The sequence below is a fragment of the Viridibacillus soli genome, assembly GCF_016612995.1.
GTDB lineage: Bacteria > Bacillota > Bacilli > Bacillales_A > Planococcaceae > Viridibacillus > Viridibacillus soli.
This window is the reverse complement of record NZ_JAEOAH010000015.1, coordinates 87,677-106,102: the sequence shown is the minus strand read 5'-3', so window position 1 is coordinate 106,102 and position 18,426 is coordinate 87,677. Positions and strand designations below refer to the sequence as shown.

General features: G+C 38.2%; 17 protein-coding genes and 1 riboswitch. Of the genes, 8 read left to right on the top strand and 9 right to left on the bottom strand.

The genetic code is table 11. From position 1 onward, the window contains the following. Positions 1–13: 13 nt before the first annotated feature. Together pepT and JFL43_RS11885 are read right to left on the bottom strand one after the other, a co-directional pair. Positions 14–1,240 (bottom strand): peptidase T, encoded by a 1,227-nt coding sequence (gene pepT, locus JFL43_RS11890; protein ID WP_200749208.1) that lies wholly within the window; start codon positions 1,238–1,240, stop codon positions 14–16. 35 nt (positions 1,241–1,275) lie between these two features. Continuing rightward, positions 1,276–1,926, bottom strand: coding sequence for a lysoplasmalogenase (locus JFL43_RS11885; RefSeq protein WP_200749207.1), 651 nt, complete (start codon positions 1,924–1,926; stop codon positions 1,276–1,278). Positions 1,927–2,054: 128 nt separating this feature from the next. Here JFL43_RS11885 and JFL43_RS11880 point away from each other — a divergent pair, with 128 nt between their 5' ends. Further along, positions 2,055–3,740, top strand: coding sequence for a hypothetical protein (locus JFL43_RS11880; protein WP_200749206.1), 1,686 nt, complete (start codon positions 2,055–2,057; stop codon positions 3,738–3,740). Positions 3,741–3,889: 149 nt separating this feature from the next. Here the strand turns inward: JFL43_RS11880 and nfsA are convergent, their stop codons facing one another. Further along, entirely contained in the window at positions 3,890–4,621 is a 732-nt protein-coding gene (gene nfsA / locus JFL43_RS11875) for an oxygen-insensitive NADPH nitroreductase (protein WP_200749205.1), read from the bottom strand. Positions 4,622–4,820: 199 nt separating this feature from the next. Beyond that, positions 4,821–4,934, top strand: a riboswitch (SAM riboswitch). 117 nt (positions 4,935–5,051) lie between these two features. On the opposite strand from nfsA, the gene JFL43_RS11870 reads away from it, so the two are divergent. The 3 genes from JFL43_RS11870 (at position 5,052) to JFL43_RS11860 (ending at position 8,565) form a co-directional block, all read left to right on the top strand. Next, a complete protein-coding gene (locus JFL43_RS11870; protein ID WP_100794993.1) occupies positions 5,052–6,347 on the top strand; it encodes an O-acetylhomoserine aminocarboxypropyltransferase/cysteine synthase family protein in 1,296 nt (431 codons plus the stop codon). A gap of 565 nt (positions 6,348–6,912) precedes the next feature. Next, entirely contained in the window at positions 6,913–7,896 is a 984-nt protein-coding gene (locus JFL43_RS11865; RefSeq protein ID WP_200749204.1) for a homoserine dehydrogenase, read from the top strand. Between the two features lie 405 nt (positions 7,897–8,301). After that, entirely contained in the window at positions 8,302–8,565 is a 264-nt protein-coding gene (locus JFL43_RS11860; protein ID WP_200749203.1) for a hypothetical protein, read from the top strand. A 188-nt stretch (positions 8,566–8,753) separates the two neighbouring features. Here JFL43_RS11860 and JFL43_RS11855 read toward each other — a convergent pair whose 3' ends face one another. After that, positions 8,754–8,984 (bottom strand): DNA-binding protein, encoded by a 231-nt coding sequence (locus tag JFL43_RS11855; protein WP_200749202.1) that lies wholly within the window; start codon positions 8,982–8,984, stop codon positions 8,754–8,756. 107 nt (positions 8,985–9,091) lie between these two features. Here JFL43_RS11855 and JFL43_RS11850 point away from each other — a divergent pair, with 107 nt between their 5' ends. From JFL43_RS11850 to JFL43_RS11835, 4 genes are all read left to right on the top strand, one after another. After that, a complete protein-coding gene (locus tag JFL43_RS11850) occupies positions 9,092–9,976 on the top strand; it encodes an EamA family transporter (protein ID WP_325166672.1) in 885 nt (294 codons plus the stop codon). Between the two features lie 632 nt (positions 9,977–10,608). After that, positions 10,609–11,301 (top strand): response regulator transcription factor, encoded by a 693-nt coding sequence (locus JFL43_RS11845; protein WP_100794986.1) that lies wholly within the window; start codon positions 10,609–10,611, stop codon positions 11,299–11,301. Then, positions 11,279–11,452: a hypothetical protein gene (locus tag JFL43_RS11840; protein ID WP_157812865.1), complete on the top strand. Its 174-nt coding sequence runs from the start codon at positions 11,279–11,281 to the stop codon at positions 11,450–11,452. The genes JFL43_RS11845 and JFL43_RS11840 overlap by 23 nt, the downstream gene beginning before the upstream one ends. A 2-nt stretch (positions 11,453–11,454) precedes the next feature. Then, positions 11,455–13,710, top strand: a complete 2,256-nt coding sequence (locus JFL43_RS11835; RefSeq protein WP_200749201.1) for a sensor histidine kinase — start codon at positions 11,455–11,457, stop codon at positions 13,708–13,710. 44 nt (positions 13,711–13,754) lie between these two features. On the opposite strand, the gene JFL43_RS11830 is transcribed toward JFL43_RS11835, so the two are convergent. The 5 genes from JFL43_RS11830 to JFL43_RS11810 all read right to left on the bottom strand — a co-directional run bounded on the left by JFL43_RS11830 (position 13,755) and on the right by JFL43_RS11810 (position 18,423). After that, complete coding sequence (locus JFL43_RS11830; RefSeq protein WP_200749200.1) at positions 13,755–15,050, bottom strand: helix-turn-helix domain-containing protein; 1,296 nt, start codon at positions 15,048–15,050, stop codon at positions 13,755–13,757. A gap of 237 nt (positions 15,051–15,287) precedes the next feature. Then, the gene (locus tag JFL43_RS11825) at positions 15,288–15,917 is read right to left on the bottom strand and encodes a response regulator (RefSeq protein ID WP_100794983.1); all 630 of its coding nucleotides are present in this window, start codon (positions 15,915–15,917) and stop codon (positions 15,288–15,290) included. Further along, complete coding sequence (locus JFL43_RS11820) at positions 15,892–16,950, bottom strand: sensor histidine kinase (RefSeq protein WP_100794982.1); 1,059 nt, start codon at positions 16,948–16,950, stop codon at positions 15,892–15,894. The genes JFL43_RS11825 and JFL43_RS11820 overlap by 26 nt, the downstream gene beginning before the upstream one ends. Beyond that, complete coding sequence (gene liaF, locus JFL43_RS11815; protein WP_200749199.1) at positions 16,947–17,648, bottom strand: cell wall-active antibiotics response protein LiaF; 702 nt, start codon at positions 17,646–17,648, stop codon at positions 16,947–16,949. The genes JFL43_RS11820 and liaF overlap by 4 nt, the downstream gene beginning before the upstream one ends. A 112-nt stretch (positions 17,649–17,760) precedes the next feature. Further along, positions 17,761–18,423 carry a PspA/IM30 family protein gene (locus JFL43_RS11810; RefSeq protein WP_200749198.1) on the bottom strand — a complete coding sequence of 221 codons (663 nt, stop codon included), beginning with the start codon at positions 18,421–18,423 and terminating at the stop codon, positions 17,761–17,763. Positions 18,424–18,426: the final 3 nt, after the last annotated feature.

Sequence of the window (18,426 nt, the reverse complement as noted above, 5' to 3'; positions counted from 1 at the left end):
CTATCGATTCACATTATCCCTGTTGCTCAAACAATTGGACAATTTCAATGATGACTTCAGTAGCCTTGACCATTGTTTCAGCCGCAACATACTCAAATTTACCATGCATATTTTCGCCACCAGCAAAGATATTTGGTGTTGGCATTCCCATATATGAAAGTTGAGAGCCATCAGTACCACCACGAATTGGTAAAACTAGAGGTTTAATATTTAAATTCTCCATTGCTTTGTGCGCTACATCAACAATTTCTTTTACAGGTTCAATTTTTTCAGCCATATTGTAGTATTGATCTTCTATTTTAACAACAATGGCCGTATCGCCGAATTCGGCTTTAATCTTTTCTTCTGCCTCTTTGAATAATTGCTTTTTCGCCTCAAATTTGTCACGGTCAAAGTCGCGAATAATATAAGAAAGGTTAGCTTCTTCAATATGGCCATTGAAGTTCATTAAGTGAATGAACCCTTCGTGGCCAGCTGTTTTTTCTGGTACATCATCTGCAGGCATATACGATTGGAATTTAATAGCCATTGTTAGAGCATTCACCATTTTATCTTTTGCAGAGCCAGGGTGTACACTAACGCCATAAGTTGTCACTTTTGCACCCGCGGCATTGAAGCTTTCATATTGTAATTCACCAAGTGGGCCACCATCCATTGTATAAGCAAAATCAGCGTTAAATGCATCCACATCAAATTTATGTGGGCCACGTCCAATTTCTTCATCTGGTGTGAAAGCAACGCGGATTTTACCGTGTTTAATGTCAGGATTCGCAATTAAATATTCCATCGCTGTCATAATTTCAACAATTCCAGCTTTATCATCTGCACCAAGTAAAGTCGTCCCGTCAGTTGTAATTAACGTTTGACCTACATAATTAGCAAGTTCTGGTGAGTTTTTTGGAGATAGAGTTGTATTTGTATTTAATTGAATATCACCACCGTCGTAATGATCATGACGTTGTGGTTTAACATTTGTACCAGTGTAATCAGTTGCAGTGTCAACATGTGCAAGGAAACCGATTGTTGGTAGTTTTTTATCTGAATTAGCTGGAAGTGTTGCAAACAAGTAGCCATTTTCATCAAGTGAAATGTCAATCATACCGATTTCAGCTAATTCTTTCTTAAGTACATGTAGTAAATCCCATTGTTTTTCAGTCGATGGAGTTGTTTCGCTATCAGCATTAGATTGTGTATCGATTTGTGCATAACGTACTAGTCGTTCAATCACTGTTTCTTTCATGTTGGAAAATCCCCCTTAAAGTAAAAGCATTGTCACTATTCTAACACTTTCTTTCGGATGACGGAATAATAAGGAATACTTATGGCAAATAAAAGCTGAGCACCGTAATAGCTCACCATAATAAGTGCATGTGAAAATGGTACTTCTGTAATAAACATATTAATCGAAAGTATTGAATCTGAAAAAATAAATGATAGAGCCCCAATCGTAGCAAGCTTTGAACCAGTCTGGATAGCTGTCCAACCCATCGTCAATATAACAGCAATATACGCGATAACTGCAATGCCTAAAACAATGTCCCCAGATTTAAAGACAGTACCGGTAATCCACACGACCATGAAGACACCGTAAAGTAATAAAAGAATGGCTGCAGGCTTAGCTATTGCTTTCTTTTTAAGCTTTATAAATGCAACGATATAGCAGATATGACCGATTAAAAAGCTCGACAAACCAATTAAAAACCATTGGAGCGTCGCGTCGCCAATCATACAGAATAACAAGCCAAGTAATAACCAGTTTTTATAACGTGTATTTACGGGTACTTGTTGAAGAGAAGCTAACCAAATAATGAGAAGCATTGGAATTACTTTGAAACTAAGCTTCACAGCAACAGGTTCTGCTGGAATGAAGCAGATATAAATGAATCCTAAAATAATGGTTAAGCCAATGAGAACTTTTTGATTCATACTCTTTTAACTCCTTCCATTAAAAGAGTATTCTTGCTCCAAACAGTTAAAACCTTTTTTTATAAAAAATATTACTGAAACTTTCTGCCGATTGTATCGTAAAATAGATATGTGAAAGGATGATCAAAATGATTGCTACATTGATAATGTCGGCGATAGTAGCAGCGGTAGCTGGACTATTAATCGTACCGATTACGAGTAAAACAAAAGATGGCGACTTTAAAGCCAAATTCAAACTACAATTTTTCATTTTTGTATTCATAGTTGGGTTAATTGCGACAGCTACAGTTTACTATGTTCTGAAAATTGACCAAAACTGGACTCTTCTATGGCCAGCGATGATTATTTTAACAGCACTTGGAGCATGGTCTGCAAGTGGTATGGAACGCAATTTAAAAGGCATTCTGTTTTTAGGAAGCTTAGGTTTTGCAGTGTATATTTTATCTGCACCTTTATTAAATGCGAATGATAAGTACAAATCAGCTGAGATGGCTCAAAAAGTTGAATTGAAAGCATTTGACGAAACAAAAACACCTGCTAGCGTACCACCAAAATTTGTACGCAATAAGATGAAAAAGGCATTTAGCCAAGTGCCAAATACAAGTTATTATGAACTAGGTAGTTTGCAAATTCAAAAGGTAAACGGCGAATTTGTGTATATTGCACCGGTTGAATTCTCTGGTTTCTTTAAATGGACGAAGGGAAAAGTAACACCGGGATATTTCACAATGAGCGCTACAGACTCTTCCGATAATCCAAAATTTATCAAAGCGGAAATGGAATATACAACATCTTCATTTTTAAATTACAATGTTGCTCGTCATATTCGTTTAGAAAACCCGACGAAAATTTTCTACGGCGAGCCACAACTTGAAATAGATGATGATGGTACTCCATATTACATCCGTTCTTACGGTAAATTCATAACAGCTCGTAACGGCTTCGATGCAGAAGGGATCGTCATGGTCGATGCTAAAACAGGTAAATCCCAAACTTTTGCGTTAAAAGATGTCCCTGAATTCATCGACGGTGCTATTTCACCAGAAGCAGTCAGCCTTCAAAACAGTTATTTCGGTAACTATATTCACGGTTTCTGGAACAGTAAATTCGGTAAAAAAGATGTAAAATTACCTTCAGATGAAGGAACAGAAGCAAATGTCAGCCCTATATTCGATGAAAATGGTGATATGTATTACTTCACAGACTTTACAAGTCCAAAAGAAGGTGTCGATTCAATGCTCGGCTATTCATTAACAAATGGTCGCACTGGAGAAGCAACTTATTACACTGGAAACCAAGAGGAAGCGTATATGGATTCTCAAGGTGCCCTACAAATTATCGAAAAGAAATTCATCGAGAAAAAATGGAACGGTCAAATGCCGATCATCTACAACTTCTACGGTGAAGCAAGCTGGCTAACACCAGTACTAGATTCAAATGGTTTCTTACAAAACTATTTCATCGTCTCAGCTGCTAACCCTGAGCTATCAGTTTCAGGTGCAACACCAAATGAGGCATTAAGACAATATAAAGCAATCTTAAGTCGTGGCGGAAGCTCCGTAAATGGTAGCTCTCAACAAGAAGTGGCAAGCACTACAGGTAAAATCGTCCGCGTTTATAAAGAAAAAAATGGTGACTTCACAACCGTGTCATTTATGTTAGACAACAAAGACAACTACAGCGTTAGCTCTGAAGTCGTACCACTAGCAATTTATCTACAAGAAGGTGACAAAGTCGAAGTGAAATATATTAACTCCGGCGAAGTGTTCCTACCAGTAAAAGAGCTAGTAATCGACGGTTTAGTAGAAGAATAAAATGAAATACCTGACTGCCACTTTTATAGTGGCAGTTTTTTTGAGATTAGCTAATAAGCATGAAAGTGAGAGAGTGGAGCTTACGCTAAAATCTAACTTTAGAAAAAAAGCTCTGGAGGTAGGTTTTCCTAACTTCAGAGCTGTCATAGTTATTTCCAGGTGAAGCCTTTCTTTGCCAAAAATTCGTTGATAAACGGACGGCGTTGTTCGATTAAGAAATCGGCCATTTGTTTTGTCCAGTTAGCCATTTTGCGATTAGAGCCTCGATTTGTATAGTAAGCTTCCATTGTTGCATCGTATTCATCCAACAATGTATCGTATTGCTCTACATCATAATTATTTTCATGTAAAACAGCTTGCACAGGTAGGCGCGGTTTTGTTTCATAGCGCTTCGTTGGCACGCCAATTGTCATTGCAAATAACGGGAATACATATTCAGGAAGCTTGAATAATTCACTAATTTCTTGTGGTTTGTTGCGTGCCCCGCCGATATAGCAAATTCCATAACCTTTAGACTCAGCTGCAATTACGAAGTTTTGAGCGAAAAGAGCAACATCAGCAACACCAACAAGCACATTTTCTGCTGAATCAGCGACGATCTCAACTCCATTTTTTTGCCCTGCAACTTGCAGACGTTTAAAGTCTACACAAAATAAAAATGAAGCGCCCGCTGTGCCAAATTGGAACTCATTATTTGAAAGTTCCCCAAGTTTTTTCTTCTTCTCTTCATCAGTAACCCAAATGACGCTATATGCTTGCACGAAATGAGAGCTTGCCGCCATTTGTGCCGTTTCGACTAAATCGACAACGACCTCTTTAGAAATAAGTTCTCCTGTATATTTACGTACAGAAGAGTGACTGCGTAGCAATTCTTTTACCATAATTCAGAACCCCTTTGCCAAATATTAAATGAGTACATTCTATATTTAGGCTAACATATTTCAGTAGTTGCTGATAACAAATTTTGTTCCTAAAATGCCGTTATACTAAATTTAATGTTCAGAAAAAACAAAAAAATGCGTTGACAATGATCCGATCCATCTTCTATACTTAGTTCACAAGATGGAACTGAATTAAATACTCTTATCAAGAGCGGCGGAGGGATAGGCCCTGCGATGCCCGGCAACCGGTGAGTGACGAACTCACAATGGTGCTAATTCCTACAGATTTCTAATCGAATCTGACAGATAAGGGGAGGAAAAATTGCTTATGCAACCCTCTTCTTAGCGAAGGGGGTTTTTGTTTTTCCAAAATCCTCCTCATGCCACCAATTGTCCATCTTCTACAAAACCATTTTAGGAGGAATGAACAATGACAAATTTTCGTCCAGAAACTTTATTATTACATGGTGGTCAAGAGCCAGATCCAACAACGGGCGCACGTGCTGTCCCAATTTATCGTACAACAGCTTACGCATTCAATAGTACGGAGCATGCTCAAAAGCTATTTGCTCTTGAAGAAGCCGGTAATATTTATTCTCGTATCATGAATCCAACTGTTGATGTGTTCGAAAAACGCGTTGCTCTTTTAGAAGGAGGAACAGCTGCGGTAGCACTATCTTCAGGAATGGCAGCAATTGCATTTTCTATTTTAAATATTGCGCGTGCTGGTGATCATATCGTAGCATCAGGTAGTTTATATGGTGGTACATATAATTTGTTTGCCAATACTTTACCACGTTACGGCATTACAGCATCCTTTGTAGATGAAAGAAATCCAGAAAATTTTCGCACAGCAATTAAAGAAAATACGAAAGCAATTTACGTGGAAACAATCGGTAACCCAAGTTTAACTATAGTGGATATTGAAGCTTTAGCGAATATCGCACATGAGAATGGTATTCCTTTGGTCGTTGACAATACATTCCCATCACCATATGGTTCAAATCCAATTGATTTTGGTGCAGATATTGTTGTTCACTCTGCGACAAAATGGATTGGTGGACACGGTACAGTTATCGGTGGAGTTGCAGTTGATGCTGGGAAATTTGATTGGACACAAGGGAAATTCCCTGACTATACAGAGGCAGATGCATCTTACCATGGTATTCGTTACGGTATTGATACTGCGGGAGCAGCATTCGCAACTCGTTTGCGTGTTCAATTACTACGTGATTTTGGTCCAACATTGAGTCCGGACAATGCATTCCAATTAATTCAAGGTCTAGAAACATTACATTTACGTGTGCCACGTCACAATGAAAACGCTCAAAAGGTAGCGGAGTATTTACGTGGTCACGAAGGTGTTGAATGGGTTACCTACAATGGTTTTGAGGATAATGACTCCCATGAAAATGCGAAGAAATATTTGAAAAATGGCTTCGGCTCAGTGTTAACATTCGGTATTAAAGGTGGCCGTGAAGCTGGACGCCAATTAATCGATCATATCGAGTTATTCTCACATGTAGCCAATGTTGGAGACGCACGTTCGTTGATCATTCACCCAGCATCTACAACACACCAACAGTTAAGCGCAGAAGAACTAGTGCAAGCTGGTGTATCAGAGGAGCTCGTACGTCTTTCAATCGGTTTAGAATCAATCGAGGATATTATTTCAGCTTTAGATAATGCTTTCGCAAAAGTAGAAGAAGCAGCTGTAGTGAAATAAGTATTGATTATAGAAGGAATAGTAAGATATAAGGGATGACGAGGAGAAATATGTCATCCTTTTTTCCTTTTAAACCAGATATTCCTAAGTTGAAAAAACTTTTCGTAAAATATGAAATTCAGTTAGAATAGTGTTGTCAGTGGTTTCAATGACCTTCTAGAAAAAACAAATGTCCTTGTGAGAAAGATTTTTCTTGTAATCTGTTCATTTCTAGTCTAAAATCATCAATAAGTAAAATAATTGAAACCATGTATTAGTGATTTAATGAAATTGCTAAGCATTGAAAGAACAACTATTCACAATTGGGAATTATAAGACATACAGGCTGTGAAGGGGTTCAATACAGCAGTAAAGTAACATAATTAGTTAATAGCGATAAAACTTTTTTTCTGAATCTTTTCAAGGCAACAACATCTGGTGATGAGCTAGGAAACAAATATGAATGGGATGCAAATATTACATTGATATTTATAGATGTTAGTATTATCCCATCACAACAAGGTGGCGTATGAACAGAATTCAGGAAAAAAGCGCAAGATTGCAATTTTATTTTGGAGGCGATCGTATGACATCAGTAAAGGTAGCAATTCTAGGATTTGGTACAGTAGGGCAAGGAATTTATCATATCGTAAATGAAAGACGCGAACAGTTTAAGCAAACTTTAGGAGTAGATATTGAAATTGCTAAAATTTTAGTACGTGACGTGTCAAAAACACGACCACAAGCTCCACAAGAGTTATTAACAGATAACTTTGACGATATTTTAGCTATTCCGGATTTACAAGTTGTATTTGAAGCAATTGTTGGTGAAGAACCAGCATATAAATATTCAGCACAAGCAATTGAAAAAGGCTGTAACGTTATCACGGCTAACAAAGTAATGTTCTCTAAACATGGCTTAGCTTTACAAGAAAAAGCACAACAATATGGCGTGCAAGTTGGATATGAAGCGACTACTGCTGGTGGCGTTCCAGTCATCAAAACAATGCAAAACATCCTCCGTGTAAATGATGTAAGCCATATCCAAGGAATCTTGAATGGTACATCAAACTACATCCTAACTCAAATGCGCAGTGAAGGATTAGCATTTGACGATGTATTAAAAGATGCGCAAAGCTTAGGTTATGCTGAAGCAGATCCTTACAACGATATCTCGGGTCAAGATGCTTTCCGTAAACTAATGATCCTTAGCGCATTAGCATTCGGTAAGCAACCAAAATGGGAAGATGTTGACGTAATAGGCATCACTGAAATTTCTTCTGAGCAAGTAGAAGAAGCTTCAGCAAAAGGTTTACGCTACCGTCACGTAGCAGATGTGCAACTAGGAGAAAACGGCGAGCTAATTGCAAAAGTAGGACCGGAGCTAGTAGGTCCAGAGCACCCACTTTATTCAATTGAAGGCGTCAACAACGCAGTTGCTCTTGATACAAACTACATCGGCACACTTACTTTAGTAGGCCCCGGCGCAGGCATGTATCCAACAGCTAGTGTAATGGTTGAAGACTACGCAGACATGCTAGCTAAAAATGCAACACCTGTCCCAATCTAATATGACTTTGAAGCGGCGTCCAGTTGCCTGCTTCTACATACGATTAACACCAGTGGGTATTAGAATACCACTGGTGTTTTTGTGTTTGAATAAATAGTGTTCTGGATGTAGATCGGGGCGAGTAAGGAGATTAGGTGCTCGAGTATAAAGATTGACCTTCTGAGAAAAGAAAATCCCACTTAACATTGATGAGTTAGGCAAATGGAGCGTTGAGTAGTGTAAATGGAGCGTTGAGTAGTGTAAATGGGAGAGTGATGCAAATGAAGCGTTGAGTAGTGTAAATGGGAGAGTGAGTGATGCAAATGGAGCGTTGAGTAGTGTAAATGGGAGTGAGTGATACAAATGGAGTGTTGAGTAGTGTAAATGGGAGAGTGAGTGATGCAAATGGAGCGTTGAGTAGTGTAAATGGGGGCGAATGGTGCAAATGGAGCGTTGAGTAGTATAAATGGGAGAGCGAATGATGCAAATAAAGCGTTGAGTAGTGTAAATGGGAGAGTGAGTGATGCAAATGAAGCGTTGAGTAGTGTAACTGGGAGAGTGAGTGAAGCAAATGAAGCGTTGAGTAGTGTAACTGGGAGAGTGAGTGAAGCAAATGAAGCGTTGAGTAGTGTAACTGGGAGAGTGAGTGAAGCAAATGAAGCGTTGAGTAGTGTAACTGGGGGCGAGTGATGCAAATGGAGCGTTGAGTAGTGTAAATGGGGGCGAGTGATGCAAATGGAGGTTTGAGTAGAGCAGATAGGGAGGAATGAAGAGAATTCTAATTTATATGGGGAATCAAGCACACTACTATCTCCTCTAACAATTTGCTCATAGCTCAATACGGCTGCAAACAAAAAGACAGCCTTCAGCTGTCTTTGCTAGTCTTCATCTTTAATATCAATGTCTTCTGGAATTGGCGTGTTTTTCCAGATTTCAATTTCTTCTTTGATGCGCTCGAGCTGTTCGTGGTAGCGCTCAAACTGGTCACTGCTTATTAAAAACTGTTCGCCATCGTGAACAGCATGAATGCGGCCGTCTAGAATATAACGCATTACTTGTTGCTCGGGCATTGAGATATCTTTCGCGGTGTCTGCGACATTTTTATACATAGATCAATGCCTCCTTTTGCCTTCATTATAATAGAAGAAAACGTTTGCCTCAACTTTCAAAGTTTATGGTATATTTAGGGGATGATACATAAGGAGTGAGCTATTAAGTGAATATTTTACCGTATATTTGTGTGTTACTGGCGGCTGTTTTATGGGGTACAGTTGGTACGACACAGACATTTTTAACAGATGGTATTAATCCACTAACAATTGCCATGATGCGATCAGCCATTGGTGGGGGGACTTTACTGATAATAGCTATTTGTTTGAGGAAAATTCAGTTTCGTCATTGGGCATGGAAGTATACATTTTTTGCGGCTTTAGTAATGGCTCTTTTTCAGCCGCTATTTTTTACATCAGTTCGTTTAACGGGTGTTGCGATTGGAACGGTTGTAACGATTGGCAGCTCACCAGTTTTTGCGGGACTAATTGATTGGCTTTATTTCAAAAATAGACCAACTCGCACATGGGGCGTTGCCACAGTGCTCGCGATTATTGGATGTGTTTTACTGTTTGTTAATAAAGGCGAAGCTATGGTGAATCCACTTGGCGTAGGAATGGCATTGTGTGCTGGAATCGCTTTTGCAACTTATACACATGTGAGCAAGGCGTTGATGGAAAAAGAGGAAGCGTTGCCAGCAGTAGCGATGACATTCTCAATTTGTGCCTTATTGCTATCCCCAATTGCACTGATATACGGAATCGAGTGGGTCGGACAAAGTGCAAACTGGTTACCATTATTATTCATGGGTTTATTCGGCACGAGCATTGCGTATTTGTTGTTTTTAACAGGTTTACAAAAAGTATCATCATCTTCCGCAGTAACACTGTCGCTAGGAGAACCATTAACTGCAGCATTACTAGGTGTGTTTTTAGTTGGAGAGTTCTTGAGTGTAACGTCTTGGATGGGTGTGGCCATGCTACTCGGTGGTATATTAGTCATTACATTCGGTGGACGTGGTGGAAAGGGTAAAGAGATTATAGCTACTTAGTTTGGGCTAAGTAGCTTTTTTTGTGGAGAAAATCATGGGGAAAGAGTAATTTGAGAATTTGATTTGAAAATTCCAGTGCTTGTCGGGGCTAGACAGGCCGCTTCAGCATTTAATCAGCATATCCAGCTTCAGCGGCCAGCCCCTCGAGGTCACTTCAGTCTCTCGGTCAAAGGCAAAAACCGCCTTTGATTCGAGCCTTCCAGTGCTTGTCGGGGCTAGACAGGCCGCTTCAGCATTTAATCAGCATATCCAGCTTCAGCGGCCTGCCCCTCGAGGTCACTGCAGTCTCTCGGTCAAAGGCAATAACCGCCTTTGATTCGAGCCGTCCAGTGCTTGTCGGGGCTAGCCAGGCCGCTTCAGCATTTAATCAGCATATCCAGCTTCAGACGCCAGCTCCTCGAGGTCGTTTCCGTCTTCTCGGACAAAAGCTGAAGTGATGCTTTTGTTTCGAAGACTCCAACGCTTGTCGGAGCTAAACGGGCGTCCGAAGCATTTAAGATAACCTTAAGAATTTCTTCATTTTTATGATAAGGTAGTCTTAAGATTTGATGTGTATTATAAATAGTATAAGAAATATGAGCTTAATTGATGGTTTGTATAGATAAAATATGATGAGGGATGAGGTGCGAAAGATGGCGGAGTATACAGTGCTTGTGACGGATGATGATCAGGATATTCGTGATGGAATTGAGATTTATTTGAGAAATGAGGGCTACAACGTACTGAAGGCGGGGGATGGTCTTGAGGCGTTGGAAATGCTTTCGGAGAATGAAGTGCATTTAATTATATTAGATATTATGATGCCGAATATGGACGGAATCACGGCGACATTTAAAATTCGTGAGGAACGTAATATTCCAATCATTATGTTGAGTGCGAAGGCGGAGGATTCGGATAAGATACATGGGCTGTCTGTTGGAGCAGATGATTATGTGACGAAGCCGTTTCATCCGATGGAACTTGTGGCGCGTGTGAAATCACAAATGCGCCGATATGTGAAGCTTGGAACGTATAATGAGCAACAATCGAAAATTGCCGTGCAAGGACTAGTACTGGATCAAGATGCGAAGGAAGTCACACTTGACGGGGAATCAGTCAAACTTACGCCGATTGAGTTTAAAATTACAGAGCTACTAATGGCGCATGCTGGACGTGTATTTTCGATTCAAGAAATTTATGAGCGTGTTTGGAACGAGCCTGCATACAATGCGGAAAATATTGTGGCGGTGCATATTCGGAAGATTCGAGAAAAAATTGAAGTGGATCCAAAAAATCCACGTTATTTAAAGGTGGTTTGGGGCATTGGCTACAAAATCGAGAAATAGTAATGCGTTTTTATGGTCTGTCCTTGCATTATTTTTAGCGGTCATTAGCCTGACATATTGCGTATCATTTATATTAGATTTAGTAAATATCAGCTTCGAAAGAACAACTAGAACGTTTGCTCAGCTAACAAGATGGATGGGGGGAGCGTAATAATGAAGAATAATTCAAGAGGGCTCTTTAGCTTATTTTTAATGTCAATTGTTCTATTCAGTGTTTTTTCTTTAATACAGCAAGGATCAAAGTATATTGGGAAAGATTACTTTGATTCGGATAGCTTTCAAGCTAAGCTGGATAATTTTACATTTGATATTGGACCTTTATTATTAAATCCTATTGATGCTGACGAGGCGAAAAAGACAATTACAGTAACAGAGAATGAAATTGAAGAACATCGAAATAGATACGGTACTTTGAGCGAACAAGTTGAAAATATTAATAACCAGTACCAAAATCGTATTGCACAAGCAATTGATTCTAATGCAAAAAAAGTAAAAGAGACTCTAATAAAAGAAAGAGACTCTAAAATAGACGACATAACGAAGAACTTTGAAGACAATGATTATATTAAAGAGAAAGTCATAGCAAGCAAGAAAAAAGCAATAGATAATTACATGTTAGAAATGAACAATCGAAAAAAGGATTTGTTGGATACCTATCGATTCTTTGCTTTCCAGCTGACCGATGTAGATACACAAAAAACGATGACATATGGTGAGATAGAAAGTCCAGCAGCATTTAGTGTTAAATATGGTAAAGGAACCAATTTACTTAGAACGTACAGTGTGTCGAGTAGTTATCCAGAAGATAGGTATGATAACAATAGTTATTCATCTAATGGTTTTTTTGCAAGTGATACTGTAACTTCTACTGATGTAGAAGAAGTAAAACTAACGGATAAAACCTATCAGTACGAAGGGAAAATTACAGTTCCAAAAAGTGCATTGAAATATACGGAATTTGAGGCAGACTATAATGCTTTTAAAAGTAATCAAGTTTTGTGTTACATTATTTGGTTTTTAGGATTTGTAAGCGTAATACTCTTATTAACAGTATGTAAACCAACTAAAAAAACTTTATTACAAAACAATGATATCACTCTTTGGATACGCAAATGGCCGATGGATGCACAAATTGTGGGATTATTAGTAGCTGTTTGGGCTTTGTTTATCAACTCACAAGGGATAATGTATAAACTTGAAGATCTTAATAATTATAGCAGACGGGAAAATATGATAGGACAAGTACTAAGTTTTGGATTCCCATTTATTATTTTTTGCTTCTTATTATGGATTTCCTTGGCACAAGCGGTTTCAATTTTAGAGAATTTAAATAGTGAAGAAAAGCGCCTAAAAGCATACGAAAGAAGCTTTGTAAAAAAAACATTTGAGAATTTACAAGATCTATTTTTAAATCGTAGTCTCGGTTTTCAATCAGTTATTTTGGTAGGTATTATTTTCTTAGCAGGTGTTGGCTTTACCGGTGCGATGGTTTCGGGGCAATTATTTGTTATCTACACCCCACTGTTCCTATTCATCGCCCTACCAGCGACAATACTATTCTTAACCCGAATGAGCTATCTAAATCGTATTATGAAAGAAACGGAGCAAATGGCTGCAGGTCGCTTGAGTAATGAAATCAAAATTCAAGGTAAATCGGCATTTGCTATACATGCCGGAAACTTAAACGAATTACGTGACGGGGTTCGCACGTCCATTTCTGAGCAAGCGAAAAGTGAGCGCTTAAAAACAGAGCTGATCACCAATGTTAGCCACGATTTACGTACGCCGCTAACATCGATTATTACGTATACAGATTTATTGAAAAAGCCAAATGTCACTGAAGAAGAACGCAATTCTTATATTGCCATATTAGATAAAAAATCACAGCGATTAAAAACGCTTATCGAAGATTTATTTGAAGTATCGAAAATGGCATCTGGCAATATTGAGCTTCATAAACAGCGGGTCGATTTAAATCAGTTGTTGCAGCAAGCACTTGCTGAACATGAAGAAGACATTACAAAATCCGAGTTAGACTTTCGTGTGAATACACCTGATGGCCCGTTATTTGCTTATGTGGATGGTCAAAAGTGGTGGAGAATGCTGGATAATCTAATCATAAACACATTGAAGTATACGATGGAAGGTACACGAGTATATGTAACACTAAGTCAGAAAAATGGTGAAGCCGAATTTATTATTAAAAATGTAACGAAATATGAGATTGGTGAAGATGTGGAGGAGTTATATGAGCGCTTTAAGCGTGCGGATACATCACGTCACACAGATGGCTCGGGTCTTGGGTTAGCCATTGCGCAATCGATTGTAGATTTACACGGAGCTCGTATGAAAATTGAAGTAGACGGTGACTTGTTCAAAGTAACAGTGAATGTAGTATCCGTTTATTAATAAGAAAACCCAGATTGCGTAATGGCAATCTGGTTTTTTTGACGTTATGTGAGGTCTTCCCATGTATTAATATAATTTAGTTGGTACATAGCCTCGGTAGATTTTTGAAAGTAAATAGCCGCTTTTTTATAGTTATTACGCTCAAATAAAAGATTGCCTAATAGGATGGAGTATTTTTGGACATTTTTGGTGTCATTCATTTGTTGGAAATAATCAATAGCAAGAGCAATTCGTTTTTCATCAAATGGTGATAGGTAATGCATCATTTTGAAAATTTCAAAGTGATATAAATAGGCTGTAGTTTTGTCTAGTGGTTCATTGTCTCTAATAAGAGATAGCCCTTTTTCACACCATTTTTGCACATCATCCACTTGTTTTAATTTGGAGTATTCTTTAATGATCGAGTGGATGGTAATAAGAACGCTGAGAGGTTCTGTTTTTGTTTTATAGCTTTTTTTATAATAAGAAATCGCCTTTTTTGCATCGCCTTGGAGGGCGTAAATAAAGCCAATATTTTGTGATAGGAGACCTTCAAATTGCTGAAGTTGATACATATTACAAAATATAGAAGCATCCAATAAAATCTTTTCCGCACTCGAGTAGTGTCCGTTTTGAGAATACGCTGCAGCGAGTAAAATTTTACAGTCTACGGAGCAGGCATAATAACCTGATCTTTCATAAATATCGCTAGCCATTTTTGCATATTCAAGCGCATTTAAATTTTGATTTAAGGAATAGTAGTTTAACGCTAATGCATAATAGTAATCGGCTTTCTCCCAGTCCTCTAGCTGGATCTTTTGCAGTAGGTTGATAGACGACTCCAAAAAAGGAAGTGCTTTTAGATAGTCACTTTTTCTGCAGTAGTAAATATTAGCGTTTAAGTTATAGAGAAATCGTTGTTGATCATTTAAATTTTCTTCCATTGCATAAAATGCCTTTAAAAAATATTCGATATCAACAAGGGGCTGCTTGGAGACAAGAAAAAGGCGGAACAAATACAGATTATAAAAATAAAAGTTTGTAACGTCTTCAAAACCGAAATCCTTGGTCATATAATAGTTCAATTTTTCTTTTGCAGATTGCTCGTTACGAGTTAGCACGATAGATTTGTAGCTTTCGTATAACTTTGATACAAACTGTTTTTCATTTTCTGACGTAAAGTCATTTAGGTTAATCTGTAGACGCTCAATTAAAGCGTCAAGTACTTCTTGGGAGGGGCTTTTTTGTTCACTTTCAATTTTGCTTAAATATGAAGTGGAACAAATATCTTTTGAAAGTACTTTTTGTTTCATATTTTGTCTAATGCGTTCTGATTTAATAATGTAGCCTATGTTTTGCATATGTTTACCTTCCAATAAAATATACTATTTTGAATATTACACTAATCATATGGATTTCGAATCGGTAGAAAGGGGGATTTTGTCTGATGAAAATGACAATATGAAGAGAGACTATAATCATAACAATCTATATATTAATAAAACCGCAGTAATTGTATAGTATTATAATACTATACAATTACTGCGGTTTTCCAAAAAAGAGTGAGGCAGAAAATATAACATCGTATGCAAGCTGAATTATTGAACTATGTGGTGTTGGAATGCGTATACGACAGCTTGGGTGCGGTCTTGTACTTCAAGTTTGGATAAAATATTACTGACATGTGTTTTCACTGTCTTTATTGCTATGAAAAGTTCGTCGGCAATGTCTTGATTAGGTTTGCCTTGTGCAATTAATTGTAGAATTTCATGTTCACGTTCTGTTAAATCCTCATGGAGAGGGCGATCTGTTTTTCGAAGGCGCTGCATCATTTTGTTTGTAACTTCAGGTTCTAAAACAGGAGTGCCATTTGAAGTTTGGCGAATAGCATCAGCGATTTGCTTGGCGTTTGTTGTTTTGAGCAAGTAGCTTATAGCACCTGCTTCTAAGGCCGGGTACACTTTATCGTCATCCAAGAAACTTGTGACAATCATGATTTTCGCTTGTGGCCACTGTTTAATAATTGCTGCTGTAGCTTCTGCACCGGTCATAATTGGCATGACCATATCCATTAAAATAATGTCGGGACGATGTTCTAGTGATAGCTCAAATGCTTCTTGGCCGTTCGTTGCCTCTGCAACAACCTCCATATCAGGTTGTGCTTGCAAATAGGCAGATACACCGATGCGTACCATTTCATGGTCATCCGCTAATAATATTCGAATCATCTAGTTCATGCTCCATTTCTACAGGGATTTTCACTTCTATAACCGTTCCTTGATTTGGAATAGAAACAATTTTACAAGTACCACCTATTTCGATGGCACGTTCTTCGATGTTTTTTAAACCATAAGAGCCAGCTTTTCCATCGTTGTTTTGGAAACCAACACCATTGTCTTGTACACGAAAAATAGCAAGATTATCACGTTCAACTAATAGAATATCAACTTCTGTTGCCTTTGCATGGCGTAAAGTGTTTGATAACGTTTCTTGAGCAATCCGAAATAAGTGGTCTTCCGCACCTTTTTGCAAGGACACTTCCTCTAAACGGTGATGAATAGAGAAGAAAACCTTTTGTTTTAATTCGAGCAATAAATCTTCAAGTCCCTGTGCCAGTGATTTGTTGTGTAGGGCAGCAGGGCGTAAATGCAATAATAGTGCGCGCATTTCAAGCTGGGCTTGCTGCACGATTGTTTCCGTTTGTTTTAGTGGTTTTGTCATGTGTTCTGGTAAATCTTCTGGTATTGTTTCATTGACCGTTGATAATAACATAGAGGCTGCAAATAATTGCTGGGAGACGGAGTCATGTAATTCACGAGCGAGTCGTTGTCTTTCCTGTATGATACGCTCTTGAATGACTTTATCATCAGCTTCTGCACGCTCATTTGTAATGCGCTGTAGACTTTTTCGTTGTGTCAATATTAGTTCTTCAGCGGATTCTATGGATTTACGGATGTTTTTTGATAAATTCTTTGTTGAAATAGAAGTAGTTTTATCTGTTTGCACTAAAGTTTGTAGTACAGTTGCTAATTCTCTTTCTTTATTTTGAGCTAGTGAAACGGACCAAATTGCTACGCTAATACTGAATATTGCAAGTAGTGTTAAAATCCATAAACCGAGTGGTAATTCCCAATAATAAAGCTTCCATAGTGGGGACCAACTGCTTAGCTTAGGCATACCCCATAATATGAAAAAGATGAAGAAGACAATCGCAATTTCGATAAATAAAATCGACAGAAATCTGGGGATTAGGGACCTCATTTACGAATCACCTCAACATCCCCAAGCAGAGTTGAAATTGTAATAATTAGTTCAACGGGTGATTCAATTTCCTGATTATAGCCGTCTTTCATGGAAATGTTTGTGTTCCATAAACGCGGCGTTTTCTTGCCAAAGAGCTGTATATCCCCAACTAGCGTATTAAAATGAATGCGCACAGGAACTTCATATGGAACAGCGATTCGCACTTTTCCAAAGCCTTGGCGAACTGAAATAAGCGAAGTGCCCTTTGGTAAAAGTGTTTGTGTCGTATCGATTGTTAAATCACCAACGATGCCTTGCACATGGACATCTTGCCATTCATACGCATTCATTGGTGTACTTTGAACGGAGAACGCCTTATTTTGAATGATAGGTTCGTCATCAGTAGGATCATAATCAAATTGTTTTGGTAATGAAATTGAAACGGGAGAGCCTTTCTTTAGCTGCCATAAAAGATAAACAAGTGTTATAACGACGATTAGGCGTAAGCTCCACATTGAAAATAATGACATGATACTGATGATAGCGCCGAACCAAAACAGCCATTTGCTCCGCTTGCTAATGCTCATATAAACCATTACGATGCCAAGAAGAGCGAAAATAATGCTACCATTATCGAAAAATACTACTTCGATAAAGATGAGTAATAGGGAGATAATGAGTAACATCGTCAGCTTATTTGTTGTAATTTGATTCATGTTCTTCCTCCTTCTTCGCATCATAATGCCCATTTAAATGAAAAACTCAAAGGAGAAGGGCGTATGCCTTTCTCCTTTTTTAGTATAACTGTCCTTCGATAGAAGTCTAGTATTAGCTGATTTTTTCTTCGTTAATTATCGGGGCTTGTGGTGTGTTTTTTTCAAGCAGCGCTAGGCGTTGCTCCATTGAAGAAATTTCATGCTCTTGATCAATTTTTTGACCTAGACGTTCAATATAAGCTTCCATTGATTCAAACGTTTCTAAACGTTTACCTACTTGAGCGTTTGCTTCTGGATTTAATACACGATCCATTTGATGGTGAGCGCGAGTGACATTTTCTTTGCCCATTAACTGTAGCTGACGAACTTTCATATCTTTAATTTTATGTTTCATTTCTTCGTATTTGCGTTCCAAACCAAATAATTCTTCAGTTGCTTTGTTAATGCTGTCTTTTAACATAATTTTACGGCTTTCATAGGCAGCCATTTCCTGTTCTGCAAAGCCGATTAAATCCTCTTCACCACTTATTTTAGCAAGTTCAGCTTGTTTTTGGCGTTTTTTGAACATTTCGATTGCCACGGCTAACTCATCTTCAAGTTGTTTTTTTAGAGCTGCTTGGCGCTCTAACCATTTACCAGTTTGCTCTGTTTGCTTTTCTGCCTCACGAATATACTGATTTAGCATAGCGATTGGGTTCTTTGCTTCCTTTTTATCAAATACCGAATGTAAGTCTGCCTCTAGAGTGTATTTTAAACGTTGTAGTAAGTTTGCCATTTT